The sequence below is a fragment of the Nocardiopsis mwathae genome (assembly GCF_014201195.1).
Classification (GTDB): domain Bacteria; phylum Actinomycetota; class Actinomycetes; order Streptosporangiales; family Streptosporangiaceae; genus Nocardiopsis_C; species Nocardiopsis_C mwathae.
Window position 1 is genome coordinate 5,148,291 of record NZ_JACHDS010000001.1, and the last position, 12,350, is coordinate 5,160,640.

Here is a 12,350-nt window from a genome sequence, read left to right on the forward strand (position 1 = left end):
GCTGCGGGGGCGGCGGCGTTCGCGCCGTCGGCTCCGTCGTCGTGTAGGCCCGGAAGGCCGCGATGATCGGCGGTGTGGTGTGCACTACATCGAAGGTCAACCGCGAGTTGACCGTCCATTGCCTGCCCTTTGCCTATGTGACCTGCGCGAACCCGAGCAGGGTGGAACTTCTGGCCGGTGCGCTCCCCGTCGCGGCGTCGGAAGCCGTACCCTGTCTGCCACACGCGGGCGGTAGCCAAGGGCGACCAACGAAGTCGCATCGCCGGGTACGCTCACGCCGGGGTTGTGCTATATGGCGCCATCGCCTTAACGTGACGGGTGCTTTACGTGTGAGCGCTCCCCATGGTGTCCCCGTGACCGGGGCCGGGGGGCGGTGTGAGGCGCCGGTCCGACCGGTCCTCTTGGTCTGCGTGGTCCGCCTTTCGGAAGCAGGAGCGACCGAACCAGGAGTGCCGACGGCCACCCCTCGCCCGGGGCGTCGGCTCCGATTCACATCCCGACAGGTCAGCGACAGGAGGAAGACGAGGACGACAGCCGGACACCGTGGACGGAAAACCTCGCACCCCCGTGAGGCGTCCAATGGGCGTGGCGGATGAACCCCAGCAGTACCCCCGCAGTCCGCTCCAGCCCGCCCAACCGGGCATCCGAGACCCGTATCCGCTGAGGAAGCGGACACTTTCCTCGCAACTACCCCGAGTCGTCAGGCCATCGGCCGATCAGAAGCAATCGAGGACGCGTGAGTACCGAAAGACGACGGAGCGCCGGCGGGCGCCGCCGGGCAGGTGGCCCGGAGGACGCCCCGCCCGGCAACGGCGGCAGGCGCAGGGCCCCCGGCCCTGCCGGGGACGAACGCGCCGCCGGTAGCCGCAGGGCACGTGAAGACGATGGCGGTGGTTTCTGGGACGACGAGCGCCCCCGGAGGCGCCGACCGGCCGAGTCCCGGTCGGGTGGTGCCCCGCGCGAGGGCGCGCGGCGTCGTGCCGAATCGGAGCGCGGCGGGCGCCGCAGCACGACCCACGGAGCGCGTTCGGAGGGCGGACGCCGAGCTGCCGCCGGGGGTGGCGGGCGACGCCGCCCGCCGACCCGGGACGACTATGACGAGTACGACGAGCGCGGCCCGGTCAAGCGCTTCTTCGCCAAGGCGTGGAAGCCCGCGCTGGCCAGCCTCGCGCTGATCTTCATCGCCGGTGTCGTCGCGTTCGGCGTCGCGTACTGGCGGACGCCGGATCCGAACACCATGAACGCGCAGCAGGAAGCGAACATGGTGTCCACGCGTATCGCCTACGAGGACGGATCGGAGGCGGTCACCAGCGGCGAGCTCAACCGCCAGCCGGTGACCATCGAGCAGATCCCGCCTCAGGTGAAGCACGGCGTGCTCGCCGCGGAGCAGCGCAACTTCTACGACGAGCCCGGCATCTCCCTGCAGGGCACCCTGCGCGCCATCCTGGGCGGGGGCAAGAAGGGCGGTGGCTCGACCATCACCCAGCAGATGGCCCGGAACTACTACGAGGGCCTGACCCAGGAGCAGACCTACTCCCGCAAGTTCAAAGAGATCCTGATCTCGATGAAGGCCGGCAACACCATGGAGCCGGACACCATCCTGACGCAGTACCTCAACACGATCTACTTCGGCCGCGGCGCCTATGGCATCCAGGCCGCCTCGCAGGCCTACCTCGGCAAGGACGTCGAGGATCTCGACGAGGCCGAGGGTGCGCTCATGGGCGCGCTCATCCAGCAGCCCGGTAACTTCCAGAACGCGAAGTCCGACCCGAAGATGTTGGAACTGCTGGAAGAGCGCTGGGGCTACGCGGTCAAGGGCCTTGTGGAGATGCACGAGGACGACCCCGAACTCGGACTGTCCCGTGAAGAGGCCGACAAGCTGGAGTTCCCCGAGATCATCGAGTGGGACACCGGCGACGCCTTCGCCGGGGAGAAGGGCTACATCAAGAACGCGGTCGAGAACGAGGCCGAGCGGCGCTACGGCCTCACGGCGCAGGACATCGCCACCGGCGGCTACCAGATCACGACCTCGCTCGACCCGGACCTGATGGAGGCCGCCTCGGAGGCGTTCGAGAAGGCCGTGCCCAACCTGCCGGAGGAGACCGTCGAGGGCCTGGCCGCGGTCGACCCGTCGACCGGTGAGATCAAGGCGTTCCATGGTGGCGACGACTTCACAAAGGAGGCCGACAACTCGCTCTACCTGCAGTCGCAGGCGGGTTCGGCGTTCAAGCCCTATGTGCTGGCCGCCGCACTGGAGAACGGCTACAGCCTGAAGAGCAAGTTCGACGGGAACTCCCCGCAGACCTTCCCGGGACTCTCCGACCCGGTCCAGAACGACAGCAACAAGTCGTACGGCACGGTCGACCTGGTCGAGTCGACCGCGGATTCGGTCAACACCAGCTACGTGCAGCTCGCCATCAAGGTCGGCCCGGCCAACGTGGTCGAGACCGCGAAGAAGGCGGGGATCAGGGAAGAACGGTTCGCCACCGCGGACCTCGGCCCGAACATCGCGCTGGGCACCTACCAGGTGACCGCCCTGGACCAGGCCTCCGGCTACGGCATCTTCGCCAACGAGGGCAAGTACGTCGAACGCCACATGATCACCGAGGTCAAGGACCGGAACGGCAAGGTCCGTCCGCCGCTCGACGACGACCCCGTAGCCGAGGGGGATCAGCCCGCGATCGACGCCGACAGCGCCGCCGACGCCACCTACGCCATGACCCAGGTGGTCGAGGACGGCGGTGGTAAGAACGCCGCGCTGCCCGACGGCCGCCCCGTGGCGGGCAAGACCGGTACCTCCAGTGACGCCAAGTCGGCGTGGTTCGTGGGCTACACGCCGCAGCTGTCGGTGGCGGTCGGCTTGAGCCGTACCGACGGCAAGCAGCTGGAGATCCCCGGCGTCCAGGACGTCTACGGTGGTACCACCTCCGCCAAGATCTGGCGCGAGTTCATGACCGTGGCCATGAAGGATGTCCCGAAGCAGAACTTCCCGCCCCCCGCGTGGAAGGGTGAGGAGCGGGACTTCCTTCCCGAACCCGACCCGAACGCCTCGGAGTCGCCCGACCCCGACGCCGCGGAGTCGCCCGAGCCGGAGACCTCCGAGTCCCCGGATCTGGAGCCGACGGAGTCGCCCGACCCGGACCCGACGGAGTCGCCCGACCCCTGCGGTCCGCTCGGAGGGCCCGACTGCGACTCGAACCGCCCCGGCGGTGGCGGCGGTAACGAGGGAAACTCCGGGGGCGGTAACGAGGGCAACCCCGGAGGCGGGGGCAATCCCGGCGGTGGAGGAGACGGCGGAGACCGCGAGGACGGCGGAATCGGTATCGCCAACGCGCGGGACTGACGGATGAGAACCGCACCGAGCCAGTGAGGTAAGGAAGAGCAGTGACCTCCACGTCCGGTGGCTCCGGACAGCTGCGTGCCGGCGACGATGACACCATCGCCGCCGGCACGCGGCGTATCACGGGCCAGTCGACACCGCCATGGGCGGCCCTCGCCGCGATCGGGGTGGCCGGGGCGCTCCTCGGCTACCTGGCCAAGATCCCCTGCCGGTTCGGCGGCGCGTGGGTGGACGGCGGCCAGTACGCCTACGCCTGCTACAGCGACATCTTCCCGCTGTACTACCGCGACGGCCTGGACGACGGCACCATCCCCTACCTCGATCAGCCGGTCGAGTACCCGGTCCTCACCGGCGGACTGATGCACCTCATGGCGCGGGCCGCCGCCTGGCTGCCGGACACCGCCGCGCGGGCGGCGGGCTACTTCGACCTGACGGCCGCGGTCCTGGCGGCGTGCCTGGTGGCGGTGGTCCTCGGCACCGGGTACCTGGTCGGGCGGGGCGGGGTCGCGGCCGATGGTGGCTCTCGCCCCTTCGACCGGCGGGCGGCGCTGCTCGCCGGGGGGTTCGTCGCGCTGGTCCCGGCGGCGTTCCTGACCACCTACATCAACTGGGACCTGCTGGCGGTCGCCCTGCTGACCGGTGGGCTCGTCGGCTATGCGCGGGGGTGGCGGTGGCGCGCCGGGGCGCTCGTCGGGCTGGCCGTCGCCGCGAAGTTCTACCCGTTCCTCTTCTTCGGCCCCCTGCTGGTGCTGACGCTGCGCGACCTGTGGCGGGGCCGCGGCCAAGGCGTCGGCGGTGGGGTGGCGGTCGGCGACTTCCTGCGCACCCTCGGCGGGGCCGTGCTCGCCTGGGCGGCGGTGAACGTTCCCGTCCTCGTCGCGGCCCCGGCCGGGTGGGCGGAGTTCTTCGAGTTCAGTAGCGAGCGCGGCACCGACTGGGGGTCCGTCTTCTACGTGCTGGGCGGCTTCGGCCTGTTCGACAGCGGCGATCGCGACCTGGTCAACCTCACCGGGACGCTGAGCCTGGCCGCCGCGTGCCTGGGCATCGCCGTGCTCGGCCTCCTCGCGCCTCGGCCGCCCCGGCTGGAGCAGCTGCTCTTCCTCACCGTGGCGGCGTTCCTCATGACGAACAAGGTGTGGTCGCCGCAGTTCGTGCTGTGGCTGCTCCCCCTCGCGGTGCTCGCCTGGCCGCGGACGGTGCGGCCGTGGCCGGCCGTCGCGGTGTTCGTCCTGTGGCAGCTCGCGGAGGTCGGCTACATCCTCGGTATCTGGCAGCACCTGCTCTTCATGACCACCCGGGGGGAGGACGGAACGGCGTCGGCCGGGCTCGACTTCGCCGCCTACGCCGTGCTGTCGTTGGGGCGGCTGTCAGCCCTGGCCGTGGTGTGTGCGCTGGTGGTCGTGGACTGTCTGCGAAGGGGCGATTCCGCCTCTTGACGGCTGGTAGCCTTGGCTTTTGTCTGGCTAAAAGCCCTCCTGCCATGGAGAGACCATGGCCGCGATAGTCCAGAGGAGGTTACGAACGCCTATGCGTCGTTACGAAGTCATGGTCATCCTCGACCCCAACCTCGACGAGCGTACGGTCTCGCCGTCGCTGGAGCAGTTCCTGGGCGTCGTCCGCAACGACGGCGGTTCGGTCGAGAAGGTCGACGTCTGGGGGAAGCGCCGCCTCTCCTACGACATCGCCAAGAACGCCGACGGCATCTACGCGGTGATCGACCTCACGGCCGAGCCCGCCACCGTCAAGGAGCTGGACCGCCAGCTCAACCTCACCGAGGCCGTTCTGCGCACCAAGGTTCTCCGCCCCGAGGCGCACTGACGCGATCCGCGTCACCGCGTCGACCGTACGCCTGATCCGACTACTTCCAACCGGAGCCAATCCCATGGCAGGCGAAACCCAGATCACGCTCATCGGCAACCTCGTCGATGACCCTGAACTGCGCTTCACCCCCAGCGGGGCCGCGGTCGCGAACTTCCGCGTCGCGTCCACCCCGCGTGTCTTCGACCGCCAGAGCGGTGAGTGGAAAGATGGCGAAGCCATGTTCCTCACCTGCGCCGTCTGGCGGCAGTACGCGGAGAACGTCGCTGAGAGTCTGCAGCGCGGCATGCGCGTCATCGTGCAGGGCCGCCTCAAGCAGCGCTCGTTCGAGGACAAGGAAGGGCAGAAGCGCAGCGTCTTCGAGATCGACGTCGAAGAGGTCGGTCCCGCACTGCGCTACGCCACCGCCAAGGTGACGAAGTCGCAGCGCCAGGGCGGCGGTTTCGGTGGTGGCGGCGGCGGATTCGGCGGCGGTCCCCAGCAGGGCGGCGGAGGCTACGGCAACCAGGGGGGCGGCTTCGGCGGCCCGCAGGGTGGCCGTTCCGGTCCTCCCGCCGACGACCCGTGGGCGACCAACGGCGGCGGCGGTGGCTTCGGCGGCGGCGGAGGGTTCTCCGACGAGCCGCCGTTCTAACACCGTTCCCAGCGGTATTTCTGTCCGAATGACCATCCCCGGAGAGATCCGGGGCTCTTGAACAAGGAGCACCACGATGGCGAAGCCGGCAGTGCGCAAGCCCAAGAAGAAGGTTTGCCTTTTCTGCCAGGAGAAGCTGTCCTACATCGACTACAAGGACACGACTCTGCTGCGCAAGTTCATCTCCGACCGCGGCAAGATCCGCGCCCGTCGGGTGACCGGCAACTGCACCCAGCACCAGCGCGACGTCGCCACGGCGATCAAGAACGCCCGCGAGATGGCGCTGCTGCCCTACACCAGCACCGCTCGCTAACCGGGGAATTCCGAGGGAGGTATTAGTCGTGAAGCTGATTCTGACCCACGAGGTCAATGGTCTCGGTGCCCCGGGCGACGTCGTCGAGGTGAAGGACGGCTACGGCCGCAACTACCTGCTGCCCCGCGGGTTCGCCATCCGGTGGACGCGCGGCGGGCAGAAGCAGATCGACTCGATCCGCCGCGCCCGTGCCGCCCGCGACATCCGCAACCTGGACGACGCCAAGCAGGCCGCCGGCCAGCTGGGCGCGCTGACCGTGAAGCTGACGCAGCGCGCCGGCGAGGGCGGCCGCCTGTTCGGCTCGGTGACCGCGGCGGACGTCGCCGAGGCCGTCAAGGCCGCCGGCGGCCCGCAGGTCGACAAGCGCCGTATCGAGATCCGCAACCCGATCAAGTCCGTCGGGGACCACAAGGTGGAGGTCCGCCTCCACCCCGAGGTCACCGCGACGATCGCACTGGAGGTCGTCGGCGCCTGACGCCGAACCGGCCTCCGGGCACCGGTGCCCATGAGTACAGCGGTCCCGCCCCCGTTCCGGGGGCGGGACCGCTGGCGTTGTGGGAGGTTGAGGACACACCGAAAAGCAAGGGGTGATCGCTTGATCACGCTTTGCGACTTATCTTTCTGTTGGGGAGCTGCTTCCACACAGGAAGGACGGGGCTTGGATATGTCCGATCAACGGCGACACCACGACGACCGCAGTCAGGGCATGACCCGCAGGAGGGCGCTGCACACGGCCGCCCTGGCAGCGGGAGGGGCGTTGCTCGGGGGAGCGGCCGTCCTGGGGGACGCCGACTCCGCTGTGGCCGAAGCACGACCCTACATCTACACGCGCTCCCAGTGGCGCGCCCGCTCGGCGCGCCGTCCCGCCCAGGTGCTCAACCGGCGACCGGACCGGATCGTGGTGCACCACACCGCGACGCCCAACAGCACGAACTACAGCACGAGCCATGCGGCCTCGCTCTCGCGCGCCATCCAGCGCCACCACATGGACAGGAACGGGTGGGACGACATCGGCCAGCAGCTCACCATCAGCCGGGGCGGCTACATCATGGAGGGGCGCAACAGCGTGATCTCCGCGCTCGGCCAGGGCAGGCACGTGGTCGGGGCGCACACCGCCAATCACAACGCGCACACGATCGGCATCGAGAACGAGGGCACCTACACGTCGACGACGCCGCCCGGCGTGCTGATGAACTCCCTCATCGAGCTATGCGCCTACCTCTGCGCGGTCTACCGGCTCGACCCGCGCCGCGCCATCGTCGGGCACCGCGACTACAACGCGACCAACTGCCCCGGGGACCGGCTGTACGCGATGCTGCCGATGCTGCGCACCAACGTGGCGCAGCGCATGAGCACCCTGGGGCTGCCCCTGGTGATCCGAGCCGACGAGCTGCTGGAGGCGCCGGAGGAGCTGCTGCCGACCTTCCCCGAGGTGCCGACGAACGAACGCGGCGACCTCTTCTACCACGGACCCGCCCTCGGGAGCGGAGAGGCGGCCTGAACAGGGCGGCGTGTGGTCAGGGGCGCGTGGCGCCGGTGACGAGCCACGCGTCACCCCTGGCCCGCAGCCCCAGGGTCACGCCACGGGCGCAGATCCACACGCCGAAGGCCAGCCACAACCGGAACAGCCCGTTCGGGTCGCCCTCCGGGGTCGTCCACAGCACCAGGGCGGCCAGCGGTAGGAAGACGAGCATCGTCCACAGGCTGGCCCAGGCGAGGTAGCGCTGGTCGCCGGCGCCCATCAGGATGCCGTCGAGCACCATCACCACGCCGCTGGCGGGCTGCAGGGCGGCGACCAGGACGAGCGTTCCCAGGATGAGGGCGTGTACCCGCGGGTCGGAGGTGAAGGGGAGGGGCGCCCACGGCCGGACGAGCAGGACCAGCGCGGCGAACAGAACGCCGATGAGCACACCCCACTCCACCATGCGGCGGGTGGCGGCCCGGGCTCCGGCGCGGTCGCCCGCGCCCAGGTAGCGTCCGATGATCGCCTGCCCGGCGATCGCGATGGCGTCCATGGCGAACACCAGTAGGGCCCAGATCTGGAACGCCACCTGGTGGGCGGCGATCTCGGGGTCGCCGAGGCGGGCCGCGACCGCGGTCATGACCACCAGCACCACGCGCAGCGAGACGGTGCGGGTGAACAGCGCGGCACCGGTCGCGGCGGCGGCCTTGAGCCCGTCGAGGTCCGGGGTCAGGCCGACGCCGTGGCGGCGGGCGGCGCGGACGACCATGGCGATGTAGACCGCCGCACCGGCCGTCTGCGCGAACACGGTGGCCCACGCCGACCCGGCGATACCCCAGCCCAGGCCGAGCACGAAGGTGACGGTGAGCGCGATGTTGGCCAGGTTGGAGCCCACGGCGACGAGCAGCGGGGTCTTCGCGTCGTGCAGGCCCCTCAGGACCCCGGTTCCCGCCATGATGACGAGTAGTGCGGGCGCGCTCAGCAGGCTGATCCGCAGATAGGTCAGGGCGTAGGGGGCCACTTCGGGCGATGCGCCCAGCGCCTGCACCAGCCAGGTGGCCGACACCTGGCCGACGGCCACCACCGCGATACCGATGACCAGTGCCAGCCACAGGCCGTCGATCCCGGTGCGTATCCCGGCGGGCACGTCCCCGGCACCGAACCGGCGGGCCACCGCCGCGGTGGTGCCGTAGGCGAGGAAGATGCACAGGTTGGCCAGCGTCAGGAGGACCTGGCTGGCCACCCCGAGCCCGCCCAGTGCCTGCGTGCCGAGCGTGCCCACGACGGCGGAGTCGGTCAGCAGGAACAGCGGTTCCGAGATGAGGGCGAAGAACGTGGGGACGGCGAGGAGGAAGATCTGCCGGTCGTGGACGTGCCGGAACGGCAGGGCGGAGAGCAGTCTGGGCATGGCTCTGCCACGTTAGCGGACAGGCGTTCGAGGGGGTGCGGTGAGATCCACAACTGAGGGCTGCGCCTGTGGATAACTTGTGGACAGTCGGGTGTGAACTTTCTTTCATGCACACCCTGGGCATAGCGTTTCTGCAGGTCACATAGCATGTGCGCTGGTGTCGGGGAAGTTATCCACAACCGTTGTGCACAAGCTATCCGCAGAAACGCGCGGTTCGTCCACAGGATCTCCCCAGCTGTATCCACAGGCCGCTTTGCATCCGCTGTCCCCAGTCGCGACAATCCAAGTCCCGGCATGGGCATCGTGCCGGTCGGGTCCCAGGGGGAGAGTTCGTGAGCGTCGCTGATCATACGCCGGAGGAAGGCAGCGGATTCGACCGCACCCCTCCGCATGACATCAAGGCGGAGCAGAGCGTGCTCGGCGGCATGATGCTCTCCAAGGAGGCCATCACCCAGGTCGTGGAGATCGTCCGCTCGCACGACTTCTACCGCCCGGCGCACCAGACCATCTTCGACGCCATCGTCGACCTCTTCGCCCGCGGTGAGCCGGTGGACGCCATCACCGTCAACGCCGAACTCACCAAGCGCGGCGAGGCGGCCCGCGTCGGCGGCGCCGTCTACCTCCACACCCTCACCGAGTCCATCCCCACGGCGGCCAACGCCGGCTACTACGCCAACATCGTCTCCGACCGCGCGATCCTCCGCCGCCTGGTCGAGGTGGGCACCCGCATCGCCCAGATCGGCTACGCGGGCGACGGCGAGGTCGACGACCTCGTCGACCACGCCCAGGCCGAGATCTACAAGGTCGCCGAGAAGCGCACCGGCGACGACTACCTCCCGCTGAGCGACATCATGCCGGGCGCCCTCGACGAGATCGAGGCCATCTCGGCCCACGACGGCTCCATGACCGGCGTCCCTACCGGCTTCACCGACTTCGACCAGCTCACCAACGGCCTCCATGCCGGACAAATGGTGATCATCGCGGCCAGGCCGGCCGTTGGCAAATCGACACTAGCCCTGGATTTCGCCCGGGCAGCGTCCATCAAGAACCAGCTGACGTCGGTGTTCTTCAGTCTGGAGATGGGGCGCAACGAGATCGTCATGCGGCTGCTGTCGGCCGAGGCGCGGGTGCCGCTGCACACCATGCGCTCGGGGCTGATGACCGACGACGACTGGGCGCGGCTCGCGCGCCGCATGGGCGAGGTCGCCAGTGCGCCGCTGTTCATCGACGACTCCCCGAACATGTCGATGATGGAGATCCGCGCCAAGTGCCGCCGCCTCAAGCAGCAGCACGACCTCAAGCTGGTCGTCGTCGACTACCTGCAGCTGATGAGCTCACCCGGCCGGGTGGAGAGCCGCCAGCAGGAGGTCTCCGAGATGTCCCGGTCCCTGAAGCTCCTGGCCAAGGAGCTTGAGGTCCCGGTCATCGCGCTGTCGCAGCTCAACCGTGGTCCGGAGCAGCGTACCGACAAGAAACCCCAGGTCAGCGACCTTCGTGAGTCCGGGTGTCTGACGGCCGACACGCGTGTCCTGCGCGCGGACACCGGCGCCGAGGTCACCATGGGGGAGCTGTACCGCAGTGGTGAGCGCGACATCCCGGTGTGGTCGCTGGACGAGCGCCTGCGCCTGGTCCCCCGCACGATGACCCACGTCTTCTCCAGCGGGGTCAAGGAGACCTTCCGGTTGCGTCTGACCTCGGGCCGCGAGGTGACGGCGTCCGGCAACCACCCGTTCTTGACCTATGACGGGTGGAAGCAGCTGAGTGATCTCTCCTCGGGCACTCGGATCGCGGTCCCGCGCCACGTTCCGGCTCCTTCGGAGACCAGGGAGTGGGCCGAAGCGGAGGTCGTCCTTCTCGCCCACCTCATCGGCGATGGCTCGTTCGTCAGGCGGCAGCCACTGCGCTACGCGAGCGTGGACGAGGCGAACCTCGCGGCCGTGTCCAAGGCCGCCGAGCACTTCAGGGTCACCGCCGTTCGCGACGACTTCGCGCAGGCGCGGGTGACCACGCTGCGCCTGCCAGCACCGTTCCGGTTGGCCCGAGGCAAGCGCAACCCGATCGCCGCCTGGCTGGACGACCTGGGGCTCTTCGGGCTGCGCAGTCATGAGAAGTTCGTACCGGAACCGGTCTTCGGGCTGTCCCAGCGGCAGGTGGCGCTGTTCCTCCACCATCTCTGGGCGACCGACGGGTGTGTCCACTGGGACGCGAAGGCCGGACAGGCCCGGATCTACTACGCCTCGACGAGCCATCGCCTGATCTCCGACGTGGCGGCGCTCTTGGCCCGGTTCAACATCATGACCAGGATCAAGCCGACGCGTAAGGGGAACTACCGGACCTGCTATCAGCTCCTCATCCATGGCACCGAGAACCAGCAGCGTTTTCTGGAGAGGATCGGCTGCAACGGGGGCCGTGATGCTCAGGTTCGCCGCTGTCTCGCGGAGCTGGCCGACAAGCAGCGGAACACGAATCTCGCTACCGTGCCGGTGCAGGTCTGGGATCGCGTGGGGGAGACGCTCAAGGAGCGGAAGATGCCGCACCGCGAGTTCGCCTCGGCGATGGGGACCCGGTTCTGCGGCAGCGCCATGTGGAAGCGTGCGCCGAGCCGGGAGCGGCTGGGTCGTGTCGCGGCGGTCCTGGACGACGCCGACCTGGAGCTGCTCGCTACCAATGACGTCTTCTGGGACGAGATCGCTGAGATCGAACCGCTCGGTGAGCAGGAGGTCTTCGACGCGACCGTCCTTGGTACGCACAACTTCGTGGCGAACGGTATCAACGTCCACAACTCGATCGAGCAGGATGCCGACATGGTCATCCTGCTCTACCGCGAGGACGTGCACGACAAGGAGTCCCCGCGGGCCGGGGAGGCCGACCTGATCGTGGCCAAGCACCGAAACGGCCCCACGGCCACGGTCACCGTGGCCTTCCAGGGGCACTACAGCCGATTCGTCGACATGGCGCCCGGGTGATGAGTCGACCTGGGTGACCCCGCGGGAGTACGCCGGTCGCCGACAAGAGCATGGGCGCATGCGCGAGGGGGCCGACCACCCTAGGTGGTCGGCCCCCTCGTCGGGCGTCTCCGGCCCGGTCAGGCCCAGCGGGCCTCGGGGCGCGTACGTCCGTTTTCGTCGGTGACCAGAACCCAGTTCAGTTGCGGTCGGCCGGTGGACAGTGTCTCCGTCGTCTCACGGGGTTCGGGCATCGTGATGCCCTGCTGCTGGACGCGGCTGCGTCCGGCGGTCGTGCGGAGCGCGGAGGGACGGGTCCGGCGGCGTGCCGGAGTGGGGCGGCTGGTCTGCGGCGCTCGGTTGACCTGGCGAGTCATGGCGACACCCCCCTCGTTCGTCTATCAGAGGACCCCAGTTAACCGTTTGTTCA

Annotated in this window: 10 protein-coding genes; 8 read left to right on the forward strand and 2 right to left on the reverse strand. The window is 69.1% G+C overall.

All coding sequences use genetic code 11. The features are described from left to right. Positions 1–736: 736 nt before the first annotated feature. From HNR23_RS22550 to HNR23_RS22580, 7 genes are all read left to right on the forward strand, one after another. On the forward strand, positions 737–3,343 hold the full coding sequence (locus HNR23_RS22550) for a transglycosylase domain-containing protein (protein WP_184078500.1): 2,607 nt from the start codon (positions 737–739) through the stop codon (positions 3,341–3,343). Positions 3,344–3,384: 41 nt separating this feature from the next. Next, positions 3,385–4,776, forward strand: a complete 1,392-nt coding sequence (locus tag HNR23_RS22555; protein WP_184078502.1) for a glycosyltransferase 87 family protein — start codon at positions 3,385–3,387, stop codon at positions 4,774–4,776. Positions 4,777–4,867: 91 nt separating this feature from the next. Then, the gene (rpsF, locus tag HNR23_RS22560) at positions 4,868–5,158 is read left to right on the forward strand and encodes a 30S ribosomal protein S6 (RefSeq protein ID WP_184078504.1); all 291 of its coding nucleotides are present in this window, start codon (positions 4,868–4,870) and stop codon (positions 5,156–5,158) included. Between the two features lie 64 nt (positions 5,159–5,222). Further along, complete coding sequence (locus tag HNR23_RS22565; RefSeq protein WP_184078506.1) at positions 5,223–5,792, forward strand: single-stranded DNA-binding protein; 570 nt, start codon at positions 5,223–5,225, stop codon at positions 5,790–5,792. 76 nt (positions 5,793–5,868) lie between these two features. Then, a complete protein-coding gene (gene rpsR / locus HNR23_RS22570; protein WP_017620575.1) occupies positions 5,869–6,105 on the forward strand; it encodes a 30S ribosomal protein S18 in 237 nt (78 codons plus the stop codon). Between the two features lie 28 nt (positions 6,106–6,133). After that, complete coding sequence (gene rplI, locus HNR23_RS22575; protein WP_184078508.1) at positions 6,134–6,580, forward strand: 50S ribosomal protein L9; 447 nt, start codon at positions 6,134–6,136, stop codon at positions 6,578–6,580. Between the two features lie 189 nt (positions 6,581–6,769). Next, positions 6,770–7,606, forward strand: a complete 837-nt coding sequence (locus HNR23_RS22580) for a peptidoglycan recognition protein family protein (protein ID WP_184078510.1) — start codon at positions 6,770–6,772, stop codon at positions 7,604–7,606. 16 nt (positions 7,607–7,622) lie between these two features. Here HNR23_RS22580 and HNR23_RS22585 read toward each other — a convergent pair whose 3' ends face one another. After that, positions 7,623–8,975, reverse strand: a complete 1,353-nt coding sequence (locus tag HNR23_RS22585) for an MATE family efflux transporter (protein ID WP_184078512.1) — start codon at positions 8,973–8,975, stop codon at positions 7,623–7,625. 332 nt (positions 8,976–9,307) lie between these two features. Here HNR23_RS22585 and HNR23_RS22590 point away from each other — a divergent pair, with 332 nt between their 5' ends. Then, a complete protein-coding gene (locus HNR23_RS22590) occupies positions 9,308–11,941 on the forward strand; it encodes a replicative DNA helicase (RefSeq protein ID WP_184078514.1) in 2,634 nt (877 codons plus the stop codon). 119 nt (positions 11,942–12,060) lie between these two features. Here the strand turns inward: HNR23_RS22590 and HNR23_RS22595 are convergent, their stop codons facing one another. Continuing rightward, a complete protein-coding gene (locus HNR23_RS22595) occupies positions 12,061–12,297 on the reverse strand; it encodes a hypothetical protein (protein ID WP_184078516.1) in 237 nt (78 codons plus the stop codon). Between the last annotated feature and the right edge of the window lie 53 nt (positions 12,298–12,350).

What these genes read in the sequence shown, in the direction of transcription:
- HNR23_RS22580 (WP_184078510.1), top strand. Translation starts at nt 6,770, where the DNA reads ATGTCCGATCAACGGCGACACCACGACGACCGCAGTCAGGGCATGACC.
- HNR23_RS22585 (WP_184078512.1), bottom strand. Translation starts at nt 8,975, where the DNA reads ATGCCCAGACTGCTCTCCGCCCTGCCGTTCCGGCACGTCCACGACCGG.
- HNR23_RS22595 (WP_184078516.1), bottom strand. Translation starts at nt 12,297, where the DNA reads ATGACTCGCCAGGTCAACCGAGCGCCGCAGACCAGCCGCCCCACTCCG.
- rpsR (WP_017620575.1), top strand. Translation starts at nt 5,869, where the DNA reads ATGGCGAAGCCGGCAGTGCGCAAGCCCAAGAAGAAGGTTTGCCTTTTC.
- rpsF (WP_184078504.1), top strand. Translation starts at nt 4,868, where the DNA reads ATGCGTCGTTACGAAGTCATGGTCATCCTCGACCCCAACCTCGACGAG.
- HNR23_RS22565 (WP_184078506.1), top strand. Translation starts at nt 5,223, where the DNA reads ATGGCAGGCGAAACCCAGATCACGCTCATCGGCAACCTCGTCGATGAC.